Here is a 24,607-nt window from a genome sequence, read left to right on the forward strand (position 1 = left end):
TTAAATCAATGGTGGCGTGAAGCTGTCGGGTCTAACCTTCCGCGGTCTGCCGCGCTTCTTTTTAGCCGGCGCGGCGGTTGCTGCCTCTGGTTCCAGCTCGACGCCTGCGGCAACCTGTGGGGTAAACGCCGCAGGAACTTCGCCGCCGAGGATTTCCGTAGCCCGTTCAAACAAGCGCAGTCGCCATTGATCGCAGACCTCGCCCACCGCGTTCAGGACAGCACCAGAAGCGCCCGCCTTTCGCTCCAAAAGATCGGGCAGGCTGTCGGCGCCTTCGGTCAGTATTTTCAGAAGCCGAACTGTGCTGTCGCGCACCTGGTCGATGGGCAGCAGGAAGCCGCGCTTCTTGTCCAGCTCCATCTGCGCGGTGTCGCGCTGGGCCTGCAGCAGTTCAATCTGCACGCCTTGCTTTTTCTTGCCGTCGTCGCTGACCGCCTTGCCTTGCGCTGCCTTCTGCAGGTACGCCAGGTAGCCCTTTGTGCTCTCCAGCAGCCAGTACCTTCCGTCTTCGCCTGGTGGAATTTCGTTGTCCGCGGCCAGCTGCTGGATCCGGCGCTCGGTGATGCCGAGGTACACCGCGAGTTGGGCCACCGGCACTTGCGAGTCGGCCACGCCTGCGAACTCTGCCACTGCCATCCCCGGTTGAGCCAGACCACCGCCGCAAGGGCGTCAGTGCATCCGTGTACACAGGGGCAGACCGAAACGAAACGCTGTTTCTGTCACCCCGATAATTTCTTTTTTCTCGCGAGTCTTTTTAGAGCCCGCACCCGGGATTTCGGGCCCAGGAGTACCTTTTTTATTGATTTATCGGGGCACTACTTGAAGCCGAGGCTCTGCAGCTTGCGCACCATCTCGTGCAGCACCAAGCCCGGCGCAACCTCCAACATCTTCGCAATCACGGCTGGCTTGACGCGTCTGCCCACAAACATCTGAGGCACGTCAAGGCCAGTTACTTCTTTGATCTTCAACCTCTTGGTTCCTGCGTCTTCGCGCTGAAACACACCAACGTATCCGTTTGGCATGGTGGCGATGAAGGCGTGACGAAGTTTGACTTCTTCGCCCTTCCTTCGAATACGCACCTTCACGCCAGTTAGGTACTTGGCTCCGCCCTTCTCTTTGTTCCTCACCTTGAACTTTGTAGCGCCGAACGCCTTCAGTGGTATGCGGTTGCTCTTCGATGAGCGCGCCTTGATGGTCGCTCGCAAGTTCGGCCTGTCTACAGATACCGACATCCGAGCGCCGATGGTGGCCTGCTTGAGGTTGTACTCAGCGGATGATTCTTTCCTCGCAACCGTCGCGCCCCTCTTTGCCACCGTCTTCAGGGCCGTGTTCAGAGCCGCCGCCCTTGCCGATGGACTGAAGCCTCTCAGCTTGTCGCTTGCCGCCCTCAGAGGGCCAATGTCGAAGTTCAACTTGAGCATATGCAGTCCATAAACGACAAAACCCGCCGGGGTGACCGAGCGGGTTTAAGCGGAGTTCTTTTCAGAGTGCCTGAAATCTACCATGAAACGCTAAGGTGTCAAAGTTTTTTCTATCGGCGTGGGTTTTTCGAGCTTTTCACGCAGCCATTGCTCGATGGCCCTGTCCGCCTGTTCAAGGTATAGACGCACCGTGCTTTCGTTCTTGCCCATGGTCAGCGCCACCACCTTGTACTGCATATTCTTGCGGTACACCAGCTCGATGCACTTGAACAGTTCAGGCCGCGCCACCTTCAGCGACTGCACCGCATCATGCGTCTGCCCACACTCCAGGTCCTGCGCCGTCAACGCGCCACAGATCACGCCAATCGGCCCCGGCAGCCGAAGGAAGGACGATTGGCGCGGGTAGCCCGTGCCACCCGCGTCACGCTGGTCAATCCACACGCCCCAGCGCTCCAGCCGGTGTTTGATGTGATCAATTCTGGCCATGGTTGCTCCAGGTAAAGCCGGGCTGCAGTTGCTCGCCAAAAATGCACACGTGTACACGGCCAAATTCGCAGGCGTACATGGCAATGTCCGCCGTGATCGTCGGGCAGTTGAAGGGCGTGCCGACCACGCGCCCACCCTCAAAGGCATAAAAGCAGTTGACCTCGCCAGCGATGCCGCGCCGCACAAGCTGATACGCCTGCCGCCCAATGCTGGCCGCCTTGCGCTGGATGCTTTTGTAAGTCTCAGGCATCTGGGTTTTAATCGCCGCGATCACCAGCTCAACCTTGTCGCCCTCTTCGGTTTTCGGCTTGTCGGTTTTTGAAGTGTCCATACTTTCCAAGACTTTCTATAGAGAGATATCGGGAGACCGTGTTCGTGCGCGCGAGCGGGTGTGCCTGCCCCTGCCTGCATACGCCCGCCACACATTGAGAGCGATCCCGGTTGGCAATGCAGCAGCTTCAACCCTTCTTTCAAAGGGAAAGCTGCAGCCCACGGTCTCCACTGAAACCCATGGCCACCCTGGACACTTGGACACCGCTAGGTCATAGGCCCATGCACTGACTTCCCCGCTACCGCGCCGCAATGGGGGTGCAGCGCACCTCCCAGCCCTTCGGGCGTGCTACTGCCAATCTTGCGTCTGGTAGCACTTGCAGCACGGCGCGTTTTCCGCACCGTGACCAGCAGGTCAAAACGGTTCGTCATCAGCGCCCTCGATAAATGCACCCGCTGCGCTTGTCGCCACAGGTGCTGGATGGGTTGTTGGTTGGGCCGGGCCTGTGCCCGGCAGGTCAGGATCCGCTGGAGGCCAGTTAGGCGGTCGCAGGTAACCCCAGGCCCTGGCACCCTGGATTTGTTTTTTCACGCGCTCCCAGCCCTCATGCTCAAGCCAGGAGCGTATTTGTCCCTCAAGGGCCGGGCTGCTCTTGGCAGCGTCCACGCCCAATGCCAAGGTGAGTTGTGCGATGGTGACGAAGTCCGTCAGCGTGTTGACCACCATCGACATGCCCGACGTGCCCGCATTGCGCGTCAGAACGTTGGTCATCTCGCTCATGACTGCCGTCTCGACCAGACGCATCTCTTGCATCGGCACAAACAAGCGCTTTTCGTCATCGGGTGTTGGTGTGAATTGCGCACCAGCCAGGTAAAGCTCGTAGGCCTCAGCCAGCAACACCTCGCGGTGCTTGACCACCCACTCTATGTTGATGCGGTTGCGAACCGGCACCGGCCAGAAGCGCCTGTTGCCGGTGCGGTCGCGGAGGTAGGTGCGCTCATTCGTCGTGCCCACCAAAATACACTGCCGCGGAAAGGACTCGACCACCCGCCCATAGCTGGGCCGGTACTTGTCCACCTTGCCGCTGATAAACGCCTTGATCAAACCAATCTCGGCCTTACCGAAGTTGGCCAGCTCGGCAATCTCATACATCCACAGGCCCTGCACTTGCTCCTGGCCTTCCTTGCCGCGGCTCACGTCGAAGTGCGTGTCGCTGAAGTACTCAGAGCCGGCCAGCGCCTCCACCAACGTGGACTTGCGATACCCGCCCGGCCCCTCAAGCACCGGGCAGTAGTCAAATTTGATGCCCGGGTGCATCACGCGGTACACCATGCCCAGAAGCCAATATCGGCCCACCAGCTGCAGGTACTCAAACACCGGTTTCTCCAGCGTCTCAGGCGTCTCGCCCAGCGCGTAGATCAACCACTTGTCGATGCGGCTCTTGTCATCGCGCTTGATCGTGCCCAGCCACTCCCTGATCGGGTGGAACGGCGTGCCGTGCGCCACGGTCTCAATGCCCTCCATCAACGCCGCGCGGGAGATGGCTGGCAGCCCGTATTTGCGCGACAGAAAGTCTCCAAGCATCAGGTCAATGGCGCCAGTGATAGGCCCCGCTTTGGCATGCGCCCAAGGCCACGCTACACGCGCGTCAATGTTGTTGCTTAACTGGTTCATGCCCAGCAGGCCCTGCAGCTCCGGGTCGTGCTGCAGGGCCTTGATCACCATCTTGCGCGACGGCAACCAGCGGCCCTTTTCAGAGTCCCAGTACGGCGCCAGCCACCACGGGATCTCTTTGCCATTCAGGACGAAGCCGCCCGATCCTTTGTCGGCATCTCCATCCACGGCGTCAGCGGGGCCATCGCGCGGTGGCGGTTTTCCGCCCTTCCCGCCACCACCCGCTGCGGCAGCATCTTTGACAACTTCTTCCGGCAAAGGCTGCGCGCCACCAAAGAAGGAAAGAATGCGATCAAAGTCCCAACCATCCGAATCAATCGCGTCGGCGCAATCCCAACCGTCCAGCAAGACCCCGGGCTCAGCAATAGGAAGAATCTGAACTGTGCACCGATGATCGGCTTGCAGCAACGCGCCGATGCCGAGCATGGCAGCCATTCCAGGCTGCTTGTAGGCCTTACGGAGAGGCTTGGCTTGCTGAGCCACGGTCCGCGCCAATTTTGCGGCAGCATGCGCCTGCTTGTCGGCGCCTGCCTGCTTCATTGACTCGACGAACTGGGCGTTCTCACCCCGGGTGAGGTCCTCGTGTTTGGAATCGCAGTCCGGCCAAAGCAGCACGCTGCAATCGTCCAGCCAGGACCACATGGCCTTCTTCCAGCCATTGCATCCACCAGGCCAGCTCATCACCGCATAGACGCCAGGCGCGCCCGCCTCCAGCACGGCGTGAAGCTTCTCCGCCTTCTTCTCCCCTTCCACCAGCACCACGGTGCGGCCCTTCGGCATGGCTTGCGATGGAATGTAAAGTGGCCGCGGTTCGTCCCACGTTTTCCAATTCCACTTGCACAGACCGTCTTTCTCGCTGATGCACCAGGTGTAGGGGAGTGTTTCCTTGTCGCCACTGCTATCGATAAACCGGACCACGTAGCCGAGCAGCTGACCATCGACCATGTAGGTCGCGGTGTGGTCAATCGGGTCCTTGTGGGTGTCGTTGTTTCGGTGGTAATGCCAAAAGTTGGCCGGGGGCGCATTTGGCGGTACCGGCATCAGCGTGCGCCACTTCTCAAGCTCACGCACGGGCTTTGGCGGCGCGGGTGGCCTTTCAGGCTTTACGCGAGGTGTTTCATCATCAGGCGCAACCGTTACCCCAGCAACAGATTCCAGCCCTTCTTCCCGCGCTACCTGCACCGCGGCCTTGCCCATCTCTTGTTTGCTGAACCCATGTGTTGCTGCGTACAGACTCACCAGATCAAGGCCGCGATCGTCTGGACCACCGCCAAAGTCGCACCAGCGCCCGGTTGTCAGGTTGACAGCACAACTATCCCCTTCACCACCGTCAAGCGATCCACACACATATTCATGACCGCGCCGGACCCCGCCTGGCATCCATGCCGGCACAAGTGTGTCGGCGCGGGCCAGCAGCGCGTCGGCCAGCGCGGCAAACTTGATGGGCGGCAGTGGCGCGCGTTCAGTCAAGTCAGCGCCATCCAAGAGGCCATGGCCTTGCGCCATGCTTCCATTGACCGCGGCGCATCTCCCTGCGCCACTGCGTACTGCGCCACGGGCTTACAGCAGCCAGCAACACGCACCTTGCGCAAGATGTACAGATTGCCCCGCCGATTAAGGTTTTTCAGGGTGTTGATCAACTCCCGGTCACTCATGCGCGGCAGCTTGCAAGCAATGTCCCGCAGCGTAGGTCCGGCCCGCGTGCCTTCGCCGTCCACCGTCTCCATGGACTCGACCGCGCCCAGCACTGCCAGGTGAAGCTCTTGGGGGTGCATCAGGCGGCCAGCCTCAAGCGCAGGTTGGCGGCCTTCAGGGCCGCATGCTCACGGTCAATGGCAGCAGCGCGCGACACATCAAGGGCCGCAGCCAGCTCCCGCCGCTCTTTGCGGGCGGCCTCTTCAGCGCGCTCAGCCGCAGCGTCATCAATGCGGCGCTGCCAGTCGGCAGCCTTCCAGCAGATGCGCCCGCGCCTGGTGACAAAGGCTACACACAACACCATGCTCGATGCAGGCACCCGGCGCATCAGCTTGACGTTGACCAGGTGTACCTTCACCTCGTGCGGTGCGGGCAGCGCATCAATGCGGGCATAGCGGCCACTGGGCAGCTTGTACACGTCGCCGGGCTTTAGCGCGATGTCCATTACGCGGCCTTACGCTCGATGAACTGTTCCAGGATGGTCAAATTGGCCTGCTTGGCAAGCCACTGGCTGATCGCCCTATTGCCACACGCGACCTCAAAATTAGCGACGTGCTTTGCGGGCAGTTCCCGCTTGCTGCTGTCCTTGTTCAAGTAGTCACTCACGTGCGAGGCGTAGAGGTGCGCCTCTACCGCCAGCTGGCGATGCGTCAGGCTTCTGCGCGTGCGCAGGTCCCAGCACACCAGCACAGCCTCGCGGTAAGTCAGCACCGCCGCCAGCACCTCTTGTGAGATCAGGCGCGGGCCCTCGTAGTACGTCAGCATGGGCAAAGTGAGCTGCATGGGTTTTACCTCTGGCGCGATAGAAAAATATCAACGAAACACCGGTTGAAATACCGGTTGAAGGGAAAGCAAAATTTTTTGCACATGACCAATCAACTTCAAGAAAACCACCACGCCGCCCCGGCCCGCCCAAGCCCTAGCACCTGCCCGCGCCAGAACGATCCACGGAGGTATGGCAATAAGGGCGCGCCAGATGTGATGGCGGCGTGGTGCAAAGGGGTTGGGGGCGGGGTATGGTGAGCAGCCCGCTTTGCTACATTGACGGCTCCTACACCAATCAAATTCACAAAGGGGCCGCTCATGCCAAAAAACACCTTCACCTTCGATCCGAAAACCGGGTCGATGAAGGCGCTGTCAAATTTGCAAATATCCTTCACGCACTTGTGCGAGTGCGGATACAAAATCGCAGGCACGATGGAGTGGCCGGAGGGGCTCATTTCGACCGGCTCGGTTTCGATTTCAGACGTGAAATGCCCTCAATGCGCGCAGCCGGTCTTGCTGCCAAGGGCGGAATACTACGCGGAGGAATTCGAGCTGCGCTATCGTCCGATTCCAGAAGAAAACCCCTGACCGTTAGGCGGTCGGCGGTGACGTGCAGGCCGGCCTCATCGAACTGCAGCTTTCTAAGTCCGTGGATCTTCAGGGAGCCCTTAGCGGGTTTGGGCATAACTGGCTCCTTAGCTGGCTTCAGAACCAACAGCCGCCTGCGCAGGCTCGCTAGCGACGGGCGGCCCGGCCAGCATCGCGGCCAGGGGCGCACGGCGCTCCAGATCGGGGATGACGTAGGGTGCTTGGGGGTTTCTGCGGCGGTCTGGGCCGGCATAAAGCTGGAGCGAGGGGGCGGCTTCCCCGAGTTGCTCCGTGGCCTGACCCGGCGTCGCTACAGAATCCATAGCTATCGGCGCAGGTGCGGCATGGGCCGGGGCCTGATTTGGCTGTATGTTTTGTGCGGCAGAGTCGGCCAGCTCAGGCCAGTACTTCGGCCAGTCATCACGCATCTCTGGAATCGTCACGGCGCCGCTGGTGAACTTAAAAATGGCCTGGCAGTGCTCTGCAGGAATGGCCTTCTCGCCGCTGATCATTTTCGAAACAAACGACGGAGGCACATCAATGGCCCTTGCTAGAGCCATGGCGCGGCCGCGTTCAGATTCTGCCCAGGATTTGAGGTTCATGCACGGCAGTTTATCCTATGGATACAACTTGTCAATAACCTCGGGGCAATATAAAAAGTTAACCAGCGGGTATGTAATTGTTGCAATGCAAACAGTCTTTGAAACACGGCGCGCCCGGCTAGCAATGCTCGTCAAGAAGTTTGACGGCGTGGCGAACGTCAACAAAGAGCTGGGCTGGGAGGTCACCAACGCCCGCCTCTATCAAATTCACAATCGAAGCATTCGCTCTGACAGGGGCACTCCCTTCGAAATGGGTGACGCAACAGCGCGCACAATCGAAGAAAAGCTTTCACTTGACCTGGGCTGGATGGACACCCCACCAACCTATGAAGAGCTACACGCGGAAAACGACCCGCGCGCCAAGGCTATGCTATTGATGGAGGCGTTGCCACCAGACCAGTGGGACACGGCCGTTCGGCTGCTTGATGCGCTTGCTAAACCAGCCAAAAGCAATGGCACTCACGACTAGAACGGCAAGAATCTACAACTTCCCAATCCGGCCCCCACGGGGCCCTTTATAGAGGCGCGACATGGAAATTTTCATCACCCTGGTCACAATGCTGGCGGCCGCCTGGGCCTCGCGCGGCGTGTGGCGATACAGCCGTCGCTATGCCCATGGAAAATTCAATTCAGGAATGAAGGCTGGTGGGACTTTCTTGCTGGTCATTTTTGCCATAGGGTTGATCCAAGCTGTCACCACCACCGCCAAACGGACGCCCGTGAACGCAGCAATGGCAACCTCCGAACCAGCGCCAGTACAGCAATCGGCCACGCCGTCCACACCACCACCGCGCATCTTGATTAACGCCACTGCGTCCGAAATCTCAAAAGCCTACGAAGAAAACACGGTATCTGCCGACATGACCTTCAAGGGCAAAGAACTCAAGATCGTCGGGGTTGTCAGCAACATCAACACCGACTTTATGGGCGACCCCTACCTGACCCTGAAGGGCGGCGTGAATCAATTCATGGAGCCTCATTTTTCATTTTCTAAAGACGCCATGGGTGAGCTTGCACGACTCAAAAAAGGCAGCAAGGTTACCGTGATCTGCACCGGGGCCGGAGACGTCGCCAAGACACCCATGCTGAAGAACTGCAGCCTCGCTTAGGTGTCACATTCACCCATGAAGCCCGCACCACGCGGGCTTTTTTTCGCCCTGGATTAAGCGCAGACACCTCAAAAAATAAATATTTATCCTAGGGATATTGACAAGAGTTATCCACTGGATAAATAATCGGTCCACCTTAACAAGGAGGCCGATTTTGAACACCCACCCCACACCCGCAATCACACCCCCCCTGCCCGGCCACCTCTGGCCCGAGCAGCAAGGCCGCTACGCCGGAATAGTCCGCAGCGATGACGGGCTCAGAGCCTGGCACCTGATCGTGCCGGAGGGCGACGAATACAAGTTTACTGATGTGAAGTGGGGGCCACGCAAAACCATCAAGGGTTGCGACAGCCGCTTTGACGGCCATGCCAACACCATGGCCATGGCAGCAGCTGGCAATGCACTGGCTGAAAAAATCCGTGCCCTGCCCGGCGACTGCTACCTGCCCGCCCGTGGCGAGACAGCGCTGATGTACGCCACCATGCCAGAGCACTGTGATGTAGGTTGGCACTGGACCAGCACGCAGTGCTCGGACAGCAACGCCTGGACTCAGAACTTCTACCTCGGCAGCCAGTACTACGACCTCAAGAGCTACGAGGCCTGCTGCCGAGCCGTCCGCAGATTACCCCTTCAATCCTTAGATCCTTCGGCCGGTGCAGCATGAGCGCCGCCCTGACCCTGGCGCCAATGTCGCCAGCCGTTGCCAAGGTGTGGCACAAGCTGCAGGCCACCATGCTCAAAGAGACCCACGGCGTAGATACGGTTCCCCCCGGCGCCATGGTGTTGCCACCCCTGCCAGAAGACCGCCCGCTGTGCTTTCGTCATGACTCAAGTGGCGACACCGTCGTCCTGTACATGGGCGTCACCGGCCACAACGACGCATTTACCAAATATTGGACGATGCCAGAGGGCTGGGAGGGCTTCTGGAATCAGGCCCGCTGGCGCCTGAACAGGTACCGCCCCGGCCCCGATGGAAACAGCTGGTCAACTGCGGGCGGCGCCTACGTCATGGATGACTTCGGTGACCTGGTGCAGGTGCAGCGATGATGCCAGCCCTCGAACACGCCCGCAACGCCGCCGGTGCACTGGCGTTCGCCGCCATCGTCAGCAGCGCCGACCTGCTGGACCAGTTGACCACCCTCACTGGACTCAGCGCCACCGTGCTGCTTCTCATCACGCTAGCGGCGGTGCTGGCCTTTGTCCTTGGGGTAATTGGCTGGATGTCCCTCCAGGACGTTGACGACACGCTTGACTACCGCACGGCCAACCGCGGCGCGATCGAGCGCGACACAGCCCGTCTGCGCCGTCAGGTGCCGCACGCAACCACCAACCCTCGGCCTGTGAAGTGGGTGGAAGGCAGAGGCTCACCCGATGTCATCGACCCGCAGCAACTGCGGCGCCGCTTCACCGTCGTCAACCGACCCGAATCCAAGACAACGGGCACGCATCCGAATGACGGCATGAGCGGCGCCCCCGCAGTGCACACAGATGCACGCACAGGCAGCTAGCATGCACGCCGCCCACACAGCCATGACACCAGCCGCCCAAGCCTTGAAGACGCTGCAGGCTGATGACTTGTTTGCCGGCGGTGAAGACGTCCAGCAAACCGACATTGCCGTCACTCTTGCTGACGGTGAGTTGTTCGAGTTCACCGGCACCCTCACCGGCCCCGCAGAGTTGCGCAACAAGCCACCGCGTGATGGCCTGCACGTGGTGCCGGTGGTGTGCATGCACCTCAAAAGCACGCAGCCTGGTGGCCCCAGCCACTGCTACGTGGAACGTGCCTTTACTGACGCCACGCGCGGCAAAGCAGAGGCCTTCATCAAAGACCTGAAGCGCGGCACACCCATGACCGTGCGCACGCGCCTGGCCGAGCTGCGCGTGAGCATTACTCACCCCACTTTTATTCAACCCACTGAACCCACCAATGCGCCAGCCGCGCAGAAAGCATGAGCATGTACGGACAAGCCGCCCCTCCCGCAAAAAAACGGTCAACGCACAAGAGCGTCATCATCCATGGGCCGCAAGGCAGCGGCAAGACCCGCCATGCGCAGCAGTTGGCGGATCACTTCGGCCTTGACCGTGTCATCGAGGCCGAGGAAGGTCCCCACCAGTTGAGATCCGCCGCCATCGGCACGGGCGCCTTGATCCTGACCAACGTCACGCCGCACCGCACCTTTCGCCGCCAACTGACCATCGCCCAAGCGCTAAAGCTGCTGCAGGGCAAGCCTGGCTACCCCTTTTAAGCGCACCATGCACAAACCCGACATTATCGGCATCACAGGGCTGGCAGGCGCCGGCAAAGACACTGTGGCCCTTTTGCTCAAAGCCCATCTGCGCTTTGAGCACACGGCCTTTGCCAGCCCGCTGCGCACGGAGATATGCCATGCCTTCAAGGTGCTGCCAACCCTTTTGACCCAGCGCGCCACCAAGGAAGTGCCAACCCCGCTTCTGGCAATCGCCTGCTGCAGCAATGACGAATTCATCGGCGCCATGGTCAAGCATGCCCGCACGTCAGGCATCGATGTCGCTGACTACTTGGACGCGCCCCGCTCACCGCGCGAAATCATGCGCTGGTGGGGCACTGAGTACCGGCGCCACACCACACACACCGACTACTGGACGCGCAACATGGTGCACCGCCTGCACGCCGCGCAAGAGAACCACCAGTGGCGTCATGTCGTCAGTGACGTGCGGTTTGACAACGAGGCCAAGGCCATCCGCAGCATGGGCGGCAAGATCTGGCAGGTGGTGCGGCCCAACCAACAGGCCGACACCAGCCACGTGAGTGAGACCGCGGGCCACGAGTTTGCGCCCGACCTAGTCATTCATAACAACGGCAGCCTGCAACATCTGCAGGCGCTGGTGCTGGGCGCATGGTTCATGCGTGAAGCCGCACTGACGGCCCACGAACTGACCCGCGTGGGCCAAGCCATGATCCCCGCCGCCACGCTGGAGTACGAGCACCACGTGCATCGCGGCGCCGGCAGCCTTATCGCCGAAACACTGATCAACACAACCGGAGTACCCGCATGAGCAAGGCCACCCCAGCAACCACACTGGACGCGCCTGTCGGCGACCAGATCTCCTACGCAGTCAGAGCACTGTTCGTTCCCAGCCTGTCTAACCGCAAGAATTTCAACCAGCTCAAGCTGACCGCGCTGGCCGAAACCATCAAGGCCTTCGGCATTCAGTCCCCGCTGATAGTGCGCAAGCTGCCAGGTGAACGCCTTGCAGACACCCGCCTCAACACGCCCAAAGGTCAGCCGCTGCCCATTTATGAAATTGTGGCGGGTGAGCGGCGGTGGCTCGCTGCCGGTATTGCTGGTCTGGAGAAGGTGCCATTCATTCTGCGCGATCTGACCGACGCAGAAGCCCTTGACATCCAGTTGATTGAGAACCTGGCCCGCGAAGACCTGACGCCGCTGGAAGAAGGGGAAGCCTTTGCGCACCGCATTGAACATGGTGGCCTCACTGCCGAGCAGGTTGGCGCAAAGGTAGGCCGCAGCCGGGAATACGTCTACAGCAAAACGAAACTGCTGGACCTGTGCACAGAGGCCAAAGACGCCCTGCGCGATGACAAGATCGACGCCAGCCACGCCCTGCGCATTGCGCGCATCCCTGACCCCAAGCTGCAGCTCAAAGCGCTGGAGTACGCCACCACGCCCAGGTACGGCACCGACAGCAACGTGCCCAGCGTGACAGAGTTTCAGCGCTGGCTGCGCCAGAACGTCATGCTGATGCTCAACGCGGCATCCTTCAAGATCACGGACGCCAGCCTGGTGAAAGACGCCGGCAGCTGCAAAGACTGCATGAAGCGCACCGGCGCCAACCCGGACATTTTCAGCGACGTGGACGGCGCCGATATCTGCACCGACCCGCCCTGCTTCAACACCAAGACCGATGCGCACCGTGCCAACCTGGTGGCCCGGGCCGAGAAAGAGGGCATGCGCGTCATCGACGGGGCAGAGGCCAAGAAGATCTGCAACATGCACAACAGCACGCTCAGAGGGTACAGCCCAATGAGCCAGCAGCGCCTTGACGCCACCGACAGCGGCGCCCAGCTGGGCAAGCTGCTGGGCAAAGACGCGCCGGCACCGGTGCTGATCGAAAACCCGTACACCAGGGAACTGATCAAGGCCGTGCCCACCGACGAGGCTGAGGCCGTGCTGCTGGCCAAGGGCCTGATCAAGGTCACCAAGGCCGCTGCCAGCAAAAAGGAAGAGCTCGACCACGAGATCGAATACCTCAAGTCCAACTTGAAGCGCAACGCCGAAAAGCAAGCCCGCCAGGACATTTATGCCGCGCTGCTGCAGGCCATCCGCAGCACCCCAGCAGACAAGGCCGCCGCCCTGCTCTCACCGGCCCTGCTGCGCGCCTGGCTGATCGACATGCTGTACGACATAGACCATGACGAGATTGCCGACATTCTGGGCGTCGAGGTCGATTCCGAAAACTACGCCACCACCAGTCAGGAAGCCGCCACCCTGCGCCTGCAGGCCTGCGACGACGGCACCGTCTACCGCGCCGCAGCCACCTACATGCTGCAGCAAGACCGCCACCTGCCGCACGGCAGCGGCCCTCACCCACACCCCATCTTCGATGCCCTGGCCAGCCGCACCCACACCGACCTGCAGCGCCTGCGCAAAGACGCCGAGCAGGCCGTCAAGGACGAGACCGCCGACAAGATCCGCGAGCTGAAGGCCCAGCACAAAGCCGCCCAAAAACCGCCTTCACCCACCGGCCCGCTGGCGCAGCCAACATCTTCGCCGCCCGCTGCCGCTGCGCCTGCCGATGGCGCAAAGCCCAAACTCAAAAAGGGCAAGCTGTCCGGGGAAGAAGCCCAATCAGGCATCGCTGCCGCGATGCAAGACATGGGGAATGGGGCGGACTCAGCCTCCGGCCTCGTTCCGCAGAGTGCGTGGCCCTTTCCTGGAACCTTCGCTCAGGACCGCGACGCCGGCCAGTCGCTTGACACCGCCAATGAACCCACCTTCACGGTCGGGCAAAGGGTAACGGTCACCAGCAACCTCGACGCCCTGCGCGGAATGATGGCGCGTTTTGCCGGCAAGGGCGCGATGGTCACGGAGGTGGACGGCGACGACATCACAGTCAAGATTGACGGCCGCAACGGCGTCAACGCCGGCACGCGCATGTTTGACCGCAGCGAGTTGGTGGCAGCATGAGCGCCGCGCATCCGACTGGCATGCACGAAGTTCAATGGACCGATGGGCTGGGCAACACGCTCGCTCAAGACTTGACATCATTCCCGACCATCGAGGACGTGCCTGTAGGCGCCGTGCGCATGGACGTGGCGCTGCCCATTGCAGGAAGGCAGACGCGATTCCTGCGTCAGGCGGCGGAGCCCGTCGGGAAATACGACGAGGTACTGCGCCCATTTTTTCTCTTGATGGAAAAAGAGCTGCGCGCGAACAGCGGCAAGGGTGACCGCCCCGGCTGGCTGGCGATGGACGCCAACACCGCTTTGCTTGAGGTTTACTGGCATGTGGCAAAGCTGTCGGCAGCCGTCAAAAACAACGACGGTCCAGCGATTCAAGAGCACAGCGCTGACGTTGCCAACATGGCAATGATGGTGCTGGACGTTTGCGGGGGTTTTGCCCTCATGGCTCTGGAGCAAACCGAATGACAGCCCTGGCCGAACGCGGGCTGCGGCCCGTGGCTGAGCTTGCAGCCACACGTCAACACGGCGACCGGTTGCGCTACATGGCCGGGTGCCGGTGTGGCGATTGCCGTGGCGCGAATACGGCTTATGAAAAGCAGCGCGCCCTTGCCCGCAAGGCCGGCGACTGGAACGGCATTGTGCCGGCGGCCCGGGCCCGCGCGCACATGGCCGAGCTGTCTGCCGTTAACGTGGGCCGCCGTACTGTGAGCGATGTCGCGGACGTGTCCGACACCGTGCTGGCCGACATCATTGCCGGACGCAAAACGCGCATCCGTGCGCGCACCGAGCGGGCAATCCTGGCCGTCACGCCAGCCGCCGCTGCAGACCACGCCCTGGTGCCCGCCAAGCCCACCTGGAAGCTCCTGCGCGAGCTGATCAAGGACGGCTGGAGCAAGGCCGAGCTGGCCCGCCAGATGGGCTACACCGTACCCGCCCTGCAGCTGAGCCGCAAGCAGGTGACGGTGCGCAACGCCTACGACGTGCAGCAGCTGCATGCACGGCTTCAAAGCTGCGCCGCCAGCGCTTCGCTCAGTCTGCTGGCCGAGCTGCGTGAAGAAGGTTTCCCCATCAAGGTGATCGAGCAGCGCCTGGCGTTGCTGGCCACCGAGGCAGGTGGCCAGGTTCCTGACTTGACGGTGCGCAACGGGCGCATCAGGGCTGATGCGGCGAAGCTGCTGGCGCGTGTTCACGCACAACTTACGGAGTGATCGAGCATGAACACCACACCTTGGGACGCGCTGCTGCGGCACCAGACGCCTGCGGCACCCTTTATCAGCCGCGGGGAGCCACCGGCGCCCGGCACCAGCAAGACCGAGCAGATTCGGGCGCTGTTGCGCACTGGTCCCAAAACACCAGCCGAGATCTGCATGGACGTGGATCTGCGGTCCAGCGGCCTCGTTTGGGCGCTGCTGAAGCACGACATGGCCATGGGCCGTGTGAGACGCGTCGACGGATGCTTCGAGCTGTGCAGCGAGTTTGAGCAGCAGCTGCAGCAGCGTATCAGGGCCGCCCGGGCGTTGCTTGAATCGAACGGCTATCGGGTGCTCGAGCCCAAAGCCAATAACACGGCCACATGAGGCCGTCACCGTCCCAAAGTTTTCCACCCACCTCAACCACCACCAGGAGATATTCATGAACGCAAAAGCCACTACAGCCGCCATCGCGCCCACCATCGGCACACCCTACGAAGGCGGCTTCTACTCAGGCAAAGTCCGCACCGGCGAAGGCTTGTTCGCCGTAGTCGTCGCACCCAAAGCTCAGGGCGACATTGAGGGCGCATGGCTGGCCACCTACACCAGCGTCCCCGGTGCCTGCAGCTACTTCGACAGCATGGCCAACACCAAAGCCATGGCCGATGCCGGCAGCGAGCTGGCAAAAACGGTGCTGGCGCTTGAAATCAATGGCTTCACCGACTGGTGCATACCAGCCCGCGACGTGCTGGAGCTGGCCTATCGCAACCTCAAGCCGACCACTGAAGAAAACTATGTGTACCGCGCTGGCGACAACCCGAGCAGCGTACCCGCCGGTTACCCGTACACCGAACAATCACCAGCGCAAACGACTGTTGAGGCATTTCAGGACGAGGGCGCCGAGGCCTTTGAAGAGGGCTACTACTGGTCCAGCACGCAGTACTCGGACGACGACGCCTGGGATCAGGACTTCAACGACGGCTACCAGCTCAACGACCTCAAGAGCTACGAGGCCCGCTGCCGAGCCGTCCGCCTGATTCAACTCAGTACTTGAATCCTTCAATCCTTTAACTCCGAAAGCCACGCATGCCCGCCACCATTGAAATTGATCTTGAACTGAGCCAGCGCTCCCGCATCCTGCTCGACTCGCTGAGCAAGCTCCTGCCAGCGCGTCTTGTCGCGCCCGAGCCCGAGTCCGTGCAGACGACTGCACAGGCGCCCTACTCGCCCCTCAAGCTGCAGATCGGCGAGCGCTCTGACGCCGCAGGCGGCATCTACGCCGGCATCAGCCGCGGCGAGGACGGCCAGCCCGACGGGCACCTGTTTTTGCTGGATGACAAGCCCGCCAGCAAGCTCGACTGGGCTGATGCCAAGACATGGGCCGAGAGCCTGGGCAACGGTGCACGCCTGCCGACCCGTTTTGAAAGCGCCCTGCTGTACGCCAACCTGCAGGACCAGCTCGACCAGGACAACTGGCACTGGACCGGCACGCAGTACTCGGACAGCAACGCCTGGAATCAGCGCTTCGGCGACGGCAACCAGCACGACTTCGGCAAGAGCTACGAGGCCCGCTGCCGAGCCGTCCGCAGATTGATTCTTTAATCCTTCATTCCTTTTGAGCCATGAGCCTCCATTACGACCTACCCATCCACAAGACAGGGACCGAGCTGCTCGGCCACGTTGCCAGTATTCACGCACAGCTGCCACGCGGCTACAAAAAAATGATCGGCGACAAGATCGTTGATCACTGCGCTGAGATGCTGGACCTGATGGCGCTGGCCAACGCAACGCGGCACACCCAGCGCGCTGCGCACATCCGGGGCCTGCTGGCACACCAGCGGGCGGCACTGGTGTGGCTGCGGGTAGGTTTTAACCTGCGCAAGATATCGACAGCAGCATGGTCCAAAGCCGTGCAGATGCTCGACAGCGTGGGCAAGCAGGCCAATGGGTGGCTCCACAAAACGCAAGAGAAAGCGCCTGCAGCATGACAGTCAAGGCTCTCATGCCCGTGCGCAAATTGAATCTGGTTGTGCCGCTGGCCCACAAGGCCACCGCCATGCGCACCACGGACACCGCAGCGCCACCGCTGGCCAGGTCCGGCGCAGTTGCCCCGCTGATCGGCCACAAACAAGCTTTGGGCCTTCGGCACGGTGACGTAGATAGCACCACACGACGCAGTACTCGGACAACAACGCCTGGAATCAGAACTTCAACAACGGCAACCAGAACAACAACAACAAGAGCTACGAGGCCCGCTGCCGAGCCGTCCGCAGATTCAAGCCCTTACGCGTTTCAGAGCCTGGCGCAGGCCTGGGACGATTGCCGCCGCCATAAGCGCGGCACCGCCAGTGCGCTGGCGTTTGAAGAGCGGCTGGAGGCGAACCTTTGCGCGCTGCACGAAGAGCTGTGCAGCGGCACCTATCGCCCCGGCCGCTCAATTTGTTTCGTCATCACCCACCCCAAGCCGCGCGAGGTGTGGGCGGCAGAGTTTCGTGACCGCATCGTGCACCACCTGCTGTACAACCATATCAGCCAGCGCTTTCACGCCAGCTTTATCGCCAACAGCTGCGCCTGCATTCCGGGGCGAGGCACACTGTACGCCGCCCAGCGCCTTGAGCACGACGTGCGCGCCGTCTCACATAACTGGAGCCGACCAGCCTGGTACCTAAAGTGCGACTTGGCCAACTTCTTTGTGGCCATCGACAAGAACATCCTGCTTGCCCAGCTGGCCCGCAAGGTCACAGAGGCTTTTTGGCTAAGCCTGGCGCAGAACATTCTTTTCCACGACCCGCGCCAGAATCACGAGCTGCGCGGAAGCGCCGCCCTGCTGGCCCGCGTACCGCCACACAAAAGCCTGTTCAACGCGCCGGCAGACACCGGCCTGCCGATCGGCAACCTGAGCAGCCAGTTCTTTGCCAATGTGCACCTGGATGCACTCGACCAGTTTTGCAAGCACAGGCTGCAGGCAAGGCGCTACGGCCGCTACGTTGACGACTTCTATCTGCTGCACGAGTCACCCCAGTGGCTGCACCAGGCGCTGCAGCAGATCGACGCCTGGCTGCCCGCAACACTGGGCGCCAGACTCAACCCCAGCAAGACCATCCTGCAGCCACTGGAGCGCGGCATTGACTTTGTGGGCCAGGTCATCAAGCCCTGGCGCCGCACTACCCGCAAGCGCACCGTGGCCACCGCCGTGCGCCGCCTGCAGGCGGCGGCGCCCAATGACGTATTCGCCAGCGGCAACAGCTACCTCGGCCTGCTGAGGCAGTCCACCCACAGCCACACCGACCGGGCGCGTCTGGCGAACGTGCTGCGCGGCCGTGGCTTCACCATCAAACGTGATTTGACGAAGATTTACAGGAAGGCAGCATGAAAGAACGACCGATACTTTTCAGCGCCCCGATGGTGCGGGCGCTGCTTGATGGCTGCAAGACGCAGACCCGGCGAGCAATCAAGCTGCCTCACATAAATCCCTTGGGTAAATGGGAAGCTATGCCCTGGGGTGGCCCTGATGGCGGAAAAACCCGCGAAGGCAAGACGGTGCCCGTCACCATGGCTATAGGCCACACCCGGACAGGTGACATCCTGGGATGTCCGCACGGCCAACCCGGGGACAGGCTCTGGGTGCGCGAGACATGGTACTGCGATGACTACCGCGTCCAAAGCGGCCCCTATTTGCTTCCTCCAGATCAAACCGCATCCGCTATGCGCGACAACGGCACGCTCGTCTATCGTGCGGACGATCCCGCGCCTTACGAGCAAGAGCAGCCCGTCTGGCGTCCGAGCATTCATATGCCGCGATGGGCCAGCCGCATGACACTGGAGATAACCGATGTGCGCGTGGAACGCCTGCAGGACATCAGCGAGGTTGATGCGGTGGCGGAAGGCTGCGTGCATTACGAACCAGCGAACCACTTATCACATGGCGGGTGGTCGCACGACAAACGCTATGTGCATAAAACGGCGACGGAGTCGTATGTGACTCTGTGGGAGCAAATAAACGGCCCCGGATCCTGGAATGTCAACCCCTGGGTTTGGGTAATCGAATTCAAGGTGATCACGCCATGAACCTGTGCACAGACCGCCCCGCCACCCACATGACAGACCTACCCTACCTGGTCCGCCGAGTCCTGCGCATCGTTGACCGCCACCAAGTCATCAAGGCGATAGAGCTGGAGCGCGAAGCCGACCTCGACCACGGCATCAGCACCGAGACCAGCCTGCTGATCATGCGCCGCCTGATCGACCGCAACCAGGACGGCACCTATTCCATCACGCCCGCCGGCGCTGAGTGCGTAAGGCAGCACAGCAATAGCCAAAGGAGCACACCACGTGGCTCTGGCGGGTTATATCAAGGATTGGCCGCATGAACACCGCATTCCTCTTAATGGCCCAATACGACGCCCAGGTCGTCATACCAGTGGGCACCATAGTCCGCGACTACTTCCCCCACCTCAGCGTTGACAAGTTCCTGCGGAAGACGGGCAACGGTGAAATCGATCTGCCAGTAACGCGTATCGAGCCCGGCTCACAAAAAGGCGCCAAGGGCGTCCACCTGCATGACCTGGCCAGGTACATTGACAAACGCCGCGAGGCAGCTCAGAAGGAAACCCGGCAACTCACCGGACAGCCGGGGTAACGCCAGTGCAACATGGGCAAACGGGCACGAACCAAAGGCCTTTGATTTTGCTAGGTTTTCTCGACGTTGTCAGTCCCATCCATCATGGGTGCAACGGACACGACTTTTCCTGCGTTTTTTGCGTCTTTGGGGGGGTGGGCGGTGGCGGCACTCATCGGGGTGTAGTTTCGCACAGGGAGGTGTTTTCATGCATCTGGTTACCGCCCCTACGGCAAGTGCTGGGATAAGATGATTCAACCCCCCGAACGTAAAGCAAAAGTGATGCAAATGACCGATCAGACCGCACGGATGCCATTCCCCGCCAAGCCCAAAAAGCAGCTCCTGCATCCGACGCCTGTGAGTCACCCGTCACTCCAGATGCGCGCAGGCGTGGCCAGCGCCCTGCTCTTCACTTTGGCGGCCTGCACATCGGTACCGCTTCCTCCGTGGCCCGGGCCATCGACCCAGCCTGCCGTGGTTGTTACGGCCCCGGCGCCTGCGCCGACTGCACCCCCGAATGGCGCCGTTGTCCAGCCAGTCCCGCCCAGAGCCGCCATCGTTACCCCCTCAACCGTAGCCGCTGCCCCCTACAGTGCCGCCGTTGCAGCCCGCTTTCCGGCACCCTCCGTCGTGTACAACACCCCGGGCCTGCAGGCCTTCCGGGACAGCTTCACATCCAACGCTGAAATCCAGAGCTGGCTTCGGGACATGGCTTCATCCGCCTCACGCACCGGCACTCTGAAAGCCGCTGTACTCCCCATCGGCCAATCCCAACTCGGCAGCCCCATCGAAGCACTGGTGTTGACACGTGCAGCCAGCACGGATGCTGCTGCACTGATCGCCTCCAACCGTCCTACAGTGCTGCTGATAGGCCAGCAGCATGGCGACGAACCTGCTGGCAGCGAAGCGATGCTGGTGCTCGCGCGCGAGCTGACCGAGGGTCTTTTGCAGCCAGTTCTGGAGCGCATCAATGTGATCATCGTTCCGCGCGCCAACCCTGACGGCTCCAGCGGCGCCCAGCGCACCACCACCGGCGGGCTGGACATGAACCGGGACCACTTGCTGCTCAACAGCCCGGAGGCTCGCGCGCTTGCCAGGTTGACGCGCGACTACCACCCCACGGTGGTGGTGGACGTGCATGAATACACCGTCACCGGCCGCTTTGTGCAAAAGTTTGGCGCTATCCAGAAGTACGACGCCCTTCTGCAGTACGCGACCACGGCCAATATCCCCGAGTTTTTAACCAAAGCCTCCGAGGAGTGGTACCGCCGCCCCCTGCAGTCCGCGCTGCAGGTACAAGGGCTGACCACCGAGTGGTACTACACCACGTCGGCAGACTTGAACGACAAACAGATCTCCATGGGCGGCACGCAGCCTGACACGGGTCGCAATGTCTTTGGCCTCAAAAATGCGGTCAGCCTGTTGATCGAGACACGAGGCGTGGGCATAGGCCGGCTGCATATTCAGCGCCGTGTGCACACCCATGTGACCGCGCTGACCAGCGTGCTCGCCAGCACGGCGCAACGCGCTGCAGAACTGGGCCAGTTACAGCCCTACATCGAAAAAGACCTGATCGCCCAGGCCTGCAAAGGCGACGCAGTCATAGAGGCGGGCCCCACGCCTGGCTCTTATGACCTGGTCATGCTGGACCCGGTCACCGGCGCCGACAAGTCCATCAAGGTGGACTGGAATTCCGCGCTCACGCTGCGCAAGACCAAAACCCGTGTGCGGCCCTGCGGCTACTGGTTATCTGCATCGTCCAAAACAGCGGTTGAGCGGCTGCGCCTTCACGGCGTGCAGGTGCTGCGCGTGACCGAGCCGGCCTCCATGCTGGGCGACCTGTACCGCGAAACTGCCCGCGCTTCTGGCAACAGGCAGGACGTGCGCGGCGCGATGCTGGAAGCCGGGCAGATCGTCAAGGTTGATGTTGCCCTTGTGCGGGGCGTGGTGGACGCTCCAGCCGGCAGTTACTACGTGTCCCTGGGTCAGCCATTGGCCAACCTGGTGGTTGCTGCGCTGGAACCCGACACGCAAAGCAGCTTCTTTGCCAACCAGTTGCTGGACAACGTCACCAGCACGGCGCGTGTCATGTCCGAGCCCACACTCAAGACCGAGCCCCTGCCCTGAGTTCGGCTCAAAGCGGCTTGGGAGCTTGTTTGGCCCGTTTGGGCTCACGGGCGACGAAAGCCCCAACAATCCTGAAGTCCTACAACAACGGGCTAAGGTGACTGACAGTCCACGCGTCTGATCAGCAGGGTAATGGGGCCATGAAGACCTTTGAACTTACCCCCAAAATGCTCACCATGGGCGGCGTGTTTTACCCCACCGGTTACGCCGTTCTGCTCTTTCCACAAGCTGATCAAGCTCAGCAGGCCGCAGAGGCGCTGGAAAATACTGGTTTTGCCAGCGACGCAGTCATGCTGCTCCCACCAGAGACCATCTTGCACGAAATTGGCAAGGTCGATGGTGACTCGGATGTCGACCTTCCGTCTGTAGGAACCGAAGGCCACACGGTCAACAAGTACGTCGCCTTCGCGCGGCAGGGTCATCACGGCGTCATGGTTCACGCCCCTTCAGATGACGACACCAAGCGTGTCATGTCATCGGTACAAAACCTGCCGCTGGCATATGGTCAGAAGTACCACATGCTGGCCATGGAAGACCTGGAATAGGTTTGCTTGCTATGAAATAAATAGCTGTCGGCGCAATGAATAAAATGGCTGCCAGCCGATTTCGTTAGATATTCAGCCTCCACGCATTCGTGCGATGTGGGCAGCATGCTTTGCCCTATGCTATGGCGACTTAACTCCATAGAGAAATCAAGTGCCTGCATGTCCACCTGTTTCTACTGATCGCCACACTTCTCGCTTTTTCTCCATCCAAGCCGCGCTCTGGACCGGCCTGGCGCTTGCCCTTGTATCAGCTCCCGCAGCTGCCGCGCCTAGCCTGAGCTGTGAGATTTTTCAAAGTGGCGACACGCTGAATTTGAAGTTTGAACCTGTGTCCGACCCTTATGCGGTTAAAGCAGTCGACGTCAACAAGCGCTTTCGCTTCAAGGCCGTGGTGATTGGCAGCGCAGAAAAAATCGACTACATCAAGCTGTACACCTACTACATGTCGTCCGGGCGGGCTGTCTTGCTGCACTATGGCAAGTACCTCGCCCCCGTCCCGCAAAAAAATGCCGCACCCGACTCATTGACTGGCGTGCACTACCTCTACTCCCCCGTACTGGGGCGAGAGATTCGCTATGGCTGCGCCTTGCTGGAAGGATCCGTATGACCCGCGCTATGTTGCTTTCTCTTGTTTATGCAGCGCTGGCCTGCGCACCCGTCGCAAGCGCAGCGCCTGAAGAGCCAAAAGTCTCCATCGCGTTTGTCGGCGACATCCTGCTTGCCGACACACCGGGCAAAGTGATCAAGCAGGGACGCGACCCGCTGGCGCGCTTTGGCCCGCTGCTCAAAAAGGCAGATATTCGCGTTGGGAATCTCGAGTGTGTGGTGGCGACCAAAGGCAGGGCCGAGCCAGACAAACCGTTCACCTTTCGTGCCCATCCACGCACACTCAAGGTGCTCAAACGCCACTTCGACGTGGTCAGCCTGGCCAACAACCACTCCGGAGATTTCGGACCCATCGCTTTTAGCGAGATGCTTGACCGCCTGGACCGTCAGGGCATCGGCTACTTCGGCGGCGGAAAAAATCTGGCGCATGCCCATACCCCGCTGGTCGTTGAACGCAACGGCCTTCGCGTTGCATTCCTGGGCTACAACGAATTTTTTCCACGGAGCTTTGAAGCCGACCACGACACACCGGGAATCGCCTGGAGCGAAGACGAGCAGGTGCGCCTGGACATCACCCAGGCGAGAAGCCAGCACAAAGCCGATCTGGTGATCCCCGTCATGCATTGGGGCCAGGAACACGAGCCACTTGCCAACTCAAGGCAACGCCACCTTGCACGCCTCATGATCGACGCCGGCGCGGACGCAGTGGTGGGCGGCCATCCGCATGTGACGCAAGACACCGAAACCTATCGCGGCAAACCCATCATCTACAGCCTGGGCAACTTTCTGTTCGACAGCTTCACCGCGGAAGAAAACAACACGGGCTGGCTGCTCCACATGGAATTGACACGCAAAGGCGTGACGTCCTGGCGCACTCATGTGGCGAAAATTGACAAAGAGGGAAGCCCGCGCCCGGCCCCCAAAATCAAGGGGAGTTGTTGGCGGATGGGTGATGAGAAGGCGCGTGTTTGCGAGTGAGCCCGAACCAAAACGGCCAGAGGCTCGCTGCGTGAATACAGAAGCGCTATCAAATCAGTAGCTGCGAGCGCCCGTGGCTATTGGGCGGGACGAGAAACTTACGCATCCGTCCATCTTGTTAGCGCTTAGGCCGCCCTACGCTCTTTCAACTTAGCGAGCACGGCCTCGGCGGCCTCAGCATTTTCAGCAAGCCATGCGACGCCAATGACTGCAAGTGAACCGATGGTCTCAGCGAACGAAAGCACTTCCCGCAGTTCGACATCCTCGTAGTTGGGCTCTATAGCGCCCGGGGTGTTCCAACGCTGGACGTGCAATCCTCCGGTGTGGGTATAGGCGCACATAGCAGCCCATGATTGAGCTTTCATTTGCGATAAAACCTGCTCCTTGAACGCATCCGTCCGCTCAAGTGCCTCAAGCAGAACCCCGAATCTCGGCGGCTCTACACCGTCCAAGAATGCATCGACCTCGAAATCGGCAGCGCACAAGGCAAGCCATTCGCCCCGCACATAGGCCTCAAATGCGACGCGCACCAAGGAGAACGCAGAAGCCAAACGATCGTGGTCGAGAAGGATCACGATCGCATGATGGTGGTCTTGGGCTATTGCGAGACAGCCTGCAGCCGCGCGAACACGACTTGTAGCAGGCAAGTCACACTCGTGAATGGCCGCGCCGATCCAATTTAGATACTCCACAGCAGAGGCATCTATGACTCGGCTCATGAGCTCAAACGCTGCAGGTAACAGTCGCCCG

Annotated in this window: 34 protein-coding genes; 24 read left to right on the forward strand and 10 right to left on the reverse strand. The window is 60.9% G+C overall.

Features of this window, described 5'->3' with window-relative positions; genetic code table 11:
* From VE934_RS12075 to VE934_RS12110, 8 genes are all read right to left on the reverse strand, one after another.
* Positions 1-597 (reverse strand): DUF1441 family protein, encoded by a 597-nt coding sequence (locus VE934_RS12075; RefSeq protein WP_324887780.1) that lies wholly within the window; start codon positions 595-597, stop codon positions 1-3.
* Between the two features lie 218 nt (positions 598-815).
* Positions 816-1,421, reverse strand: a complete 606-nt coding sequence (locus tag VE934_RS12080; RefSeq protein ID WP_324887782.1) for a phage tail protein — start codon at positions 1,419-1,421, stop codon at positions 816-818.
* Positions 1,422-1,511: 90 nt separating this feature from the next.
* Positions 1,512-1,907, reverse strand: a complete 396-nt coding sequence (locus VE934_RS12085) for a hypothetical protein (protein ID WP_324887784.1) — start codon at positions 1,905-1,907, stop codon at positions 1,512-1,514.
* Positions 1,894-2,238, reverse strand: coding sequence for a hypothetical protein (locus VE934_RS12090; protein ID WP_324887786.1), 345 nt, complete (start codon positions 2,236-2,238; stop codon positions 1,894-1,896). The genes VE934_RS12085 and VE934_RS12090 overlap by 14 nt, the downstream gene beginning before the upstream one ends.
* A gap of 354 nt (positions 2,239-2,592) precedes the next feature.
* Positions 2,593-5,337: a VapE domain-containing protein gene (locus tag VE934_RS12095; protein ID WP_324887788.1), complete on the reverse strand. Its 2,745-nt coding sequence runs from the start codon at positions 5,335-5,337 to the stop codon at positions 2,593-2,595.
* The gene (locus VE934_RS12100) at positions 5,319-5,627 is read right to left on the reverse strand and encodes a hypothetical protein (RefSeq protein ID WP_324887790.1); all 309 of its coding nucleotides are present in this window, start codon (positions 5,625-5,627) and stop codon (positions 5,319-5,321) included. Before VE934_RS12100 ends, VE934_RS12095 begins: the two co-directional genes overlap by 19 nt.
* On the reverse strand, positions 5,627-5,992 hold the full coding sequence (locus VE934_RS12105) for a hypothetical protein (RefSeq protein ID WP_324887792.1): 366 nt from the start codon (positions 5,990-5,992) through the stop codon (positions 5,627-5,629). Before VE934_RS12105 ends, VE934_RS12100 begins: the two co-directional genes overlap by 1 nt.
* Complete coding sequence (locus tag VE934_RS12110; RefSeq protein WP_324887794.1) at positions 5,992-6,330, reverse strand: XRE family transcriptional regulator; 339 nt, start codon at positions 6,328-6,330, stop codon at positions 5,992-5,994. Before VE934_RS12110 ends, VE934_RS12105 begins: the two co-directional genes overlap by 1 nt.
* Positions 6,331-6,630: 300 nt before the next feature.
* Between VE934_RS12110 and VE934_RS12115 the strand changes: the two genes are divergently transcribed.
* Positions 6,631-6,900 carry a hypothetical protein gene (locus VE934_RS12115; RefSeq protein ID WP_324887796.1) on the forward strand — a complete coding sequence of 90 codons (270 nt, stop codon included), beginning with the start codon at positions 6,631-6,633 and terminating at the stop codon, positions 6,898-6,900.
* Between the two features lie 107 nt (positions 6,901-7,007).
* Here VE934_RS12115 and VE934_RS12120 read toward each other — a convergent pair whose 3' ends face one another.
* Complete coding sequence (locus VE934_RS12120) at positions 7,008-7,502, reverse strand: transcriptional regulator (RefSeq protein WP_324887798.1); 495 nt, start codon at positions 7,500-7,502, stop codon at positions 7,008-7,010.
* Here VE934_RS12120 and VE934_RS12125 point away from each other — a divergent pair.
* The 23 genes from VE934_RS12125 (at position 7,501) to VE934_RS12235 (ending at position 23,857) form a co-directional block, all read left to right on the forward strand.
* Positions 7,501-7,971 (forward strand): hypothetical protein, encoded by a 471-nt coding sequence (locus VE934_RS12125; RefSeq protein WP_324887800.1) that lies wholly within the window; start codon positions 7,501-7,503, stop codon positions 7,969-7,971. The two genes, VE934_RS12120 and VE934_RS12125, sit on opposite strands and share 2 nt — an antisense overlap.
* Before the next feature lie 61 nt (positions 7,972-8,032).
* Positions 8,033-8,611 carry an OB-fold protein gene (locus VE934_RS12130; RefSeq protein WP_324887802.1) on the forward strand — a complete coding sequence of 193 codons (579 nt, stop codon included), beginning with the start codon at positions 8,033-8,035 and terminating at the stop codon, positions 8,609-8,611.
* Between the two features lie 154 nt (positions 8,612-8,765).
* Positions 8,766-9,275 carry a hypothetical protein gene (locus tag VE934_RS12135; RefSeq protein ID WP_324887804.1) on the forward strand — a complete coding sequence of 170 codons (510 nt, stop codon included), beginning with the start codon at positions 8,766-8,768 and terminating at the stop codon, positions 9,273-9,275.
* A complete protein-coding gene (locus VE934_RS12140) occupies positions 9,272-9,658 on the forward strand; it encodes a hypothetical protein (protein ID WP_324887806.1) in 387 nt (128 codons plus the stop codon). The genes VE934_RS12135 and VE934_RS12140 overlap by 4 nt, the downstream gene beginning before the upstream one ends.
* Entirely contained in the window at positions 9,655-10,119 is a 465-nt protein-coding gene (locus VE934_RS12145) for a hypothetical protein (RefSeq protein WP_324887808.1), read from the forward strand. Before VE934_RS12140 ends, VE934_RS12145 begins: the two co-directional genes overlap by 4 nt.
* Before the next feature lies 1 nt (position 10,120).
* Entirely contained in the window at positions 10,121-10,564 is a 444-nt protein-coding gene (locus tag VE934_RS12150) for a hypothetical protein (RefSeq protein ID WP_324887810.1), read from the forward strand.
* On the forward strand, positions 10,561-10,857 hold the full coding sequence (locus VE934_RS12155; RefSeq protein ID WP_324887812.1) for a hypothetical protein: 297 nt from the start codon (positions 10,561-10,563) through the stop codon (positions 10,855-10,857). Before VE934_RS12150 ends, VE934_RS12155 begins: the two co-directional genes overlap by 4 nt.
* Positions 10,858-10,864: 7 nt before the next feature.
* Positions 10,865-11,647 carry a hypothetical protein gene (locus VE934_RS12160; RefSeq protein WP_324887814.1) on the forward strand — a complete coding sequence of 261 codons (783 nt, stop codon included), beginning with the start codon at positions 10,865-10,867 and terminating at the stop codon, positions 11,645-11,647.
* Entirely contained in the window at positions 11,644-13,797 is a 2,154-nt protein-coding gene (locus tag VE934_RS12165; RefSeq protein WP_324887817.1) for a ParB/RepB/Spo0J family partition protein, read from the forward strand. The genes VE934_RS12160 and VE934_RS12165 overlap by 4 nt, the downstream gene beginning before the upstream one ends.
* Positions 13,794-14,258: a hypothetical protein gene (locus VE934_RS12170; protein ID WP_324887819.1), complete on the forward strand. Its 465-nt coding sequence runs from the start codon at positions 13,794-13,796 to the stop codon at positions 14,256-14,258. Before VE934_RS12165 ends, VE934_RS12170 begins: the two co-directional genes overlap by 4 nt.
* Entirely contained in the window at positions 14,255-15,001 is a 747-nt protein-coding gene (locus VE934_RS12175) for a hypothetical protein (RefSeq protein ID WP_324887820.1), read from the forward strand. Before VE934_RS12170 ends, VE934_RS12175 begins: the two co-directional genes overlap by 4 nt.
* A gap of 6 nt (positions 15,002-15,007) precedes the next feature.
* Positions 15,008-15,370 carry a hypothetical protein gene (locus VE934_RS12180; RefSeq protein WP_324887823.1) on the forward strand — a complete coding sequence of 121 codons (363 nt, stop codon included), beginning with the start codon at positions 15,008-15,010 and terminating at the stop codon, positions 15,368-15,370.
* 55 nt (positions 15,371-15,425) lie between these two features.
* Positions 15,426-16,037 carry a hypothetical protein gene (locus VE934_RS12185; RefSeq protein ID WP_324887825.1) on the forward strand — a complete coding sequence of 204 codons (612 nt, stop codon included), beginning with the start codon at positions 15,426-15,428 and terminating at the stop codon, positions 16,035-16,037.
* Between the two features lie 32 nt (positions 16,038-16,069).
* Complete coding sequence (locus VE934_RS12190; RefSeq protein ID WP_324887827.1) at positions 16,070-16,585, forward strand: SUMF1/EgtB/PvdO family nonheme iron enzyme; 516 nt, start codon at positions 16,070-16,072, stop codon at positions 16,583-16,585.
* Positions 16,586-16,605: 20 nt separating this feature from the next.
* On the forward strand, positions 16,606-16,971 hold the full coding sequence (locus VE934_RS12195) for a four helix bundle protein (protein ID WP_324887829.1): 366 nt from the start codon (positions 16,606-16,608) through the stop codon (positions 16,969-16,971).
* Positions 16,968-18,356, forward strand: a complete 1,389-nt coding sequence (locus tag VE934_RS12200; RefSeq protein WP_324887832.1) for an RNA-directed DNA polymerase — start codon at positions 16,968-16,970, stop codon at positions 18,354-18,356. Before VE934_RS12195 ends, VE934_RS12200 begins: the two co-directional genes overlap by 4 nt.
* Positions 18,353-19,051 (forward strand): hypothetical protein, encoded by a 699-nt coding sequence (locus tag VE934_RS12205; protein ID WP_324887834.1) that lies wholly within the window; start codon positions 18,353-18,355, stop codon positions 19,049-19,051. The genes VE934_RS12200 and VE934_RS12205 overlap by 4 nt, the downstream gene beginning before the upstream one ends.
* The gene (locus VE934_RS12210) at positions 19,048-19,353 is read left to right on the forward strand and encodes a hypothetical protein (RefSeq protein ID WP_324887836.1); all 306 of its coding nucleotides are present in this window, start codon (positions 19,048-19,050) and stop codon (positions 19,351-19,353) included. Before VE934_RS12205 ends, VE934_RS12210 begins: the two co-directional genes overlap by 4 nt.
* Entirely contained in the window at positions 19,350-19,622 is a 273-nt protein-coding gene (locus tag VE934_RS12215; protein ID WP_324887838.1) for a pyocin activator PrtN family protein, read from the forward strand. The genes VE934_RS12210 and VE934_RS12215 overlap by 4 nt, the downstream gene beginning before the upstream one ends.
* Positions 19,623-19,979: 357 nt before the next feature.
* A complete protein-coding gene (locus VE934_RS12220) occupies positions 19,980-21,728 on the forward strand; it encodes a M14 family metallopeptidase (RefSeq protein ID WP_324887930.1) in 1,749 nt (582 codons plus the stop codon).
* 140 nt (positions 21,729-21,868) lie between these two features.
* A complete protein-coding gene (locus VE934_RS12225; RefSeq protein ID WP_324887840.1) occupies positions 21,869-22,273 on the forward strand; it encodes an RNA-binding protein in 405 nt (134 codons plus the stop codon).
* 328 nt (positions 22,274-22,601) lie between these two features.
* Entirely contained in the window at positions 22,602-22,880 is a 279-nt protein-coding gene (locus VE934_RS12230; protein WP_324887842.1) for a hypothetical protein, read from the forward strand.
* A complete protein-coding gene (locus VE934_RS12235; protein WP_324887844.1) occupies positions 22,877-23,857 on the forward strand; it encodes a CapA family protein in 981 nt (326 codons plus the stop codon). The genes VE934_RS12230 and VE934_RS12235 overlap by 4 nt, the downstream gene beginning before the upstream one ends.
* A 125-nt stretch (positions 23,858-23,982) precedes the next feature.
* Here the strand turns inward: VE934_RS12235 and VE934_RS12240 are convergent, their stop codons facing one another.
* Positions 23,983-24,576 (reverse strand): DUF6988 family protein, encoded by a 594-nt coding sequence (locus VE934_RS12240; protein WP_414693842.1) that lies wholly within the window; start codon positions 24,574-24,576, stop codon positions 23,983-23,985.
* Between the last annotated feature and the right edge of the window lie 31 nt (positions 24,577-24,607).

Origin of the sequence: Polaromonas sp. (genome assembly GCF_035638815.1) — a bacterium.
Classification (GTDB): Bacteria; Pseudomonadota; Gammaproteobacteria; order Burkholderiales; family Burkholderiaceae_C; genus Polaromonas.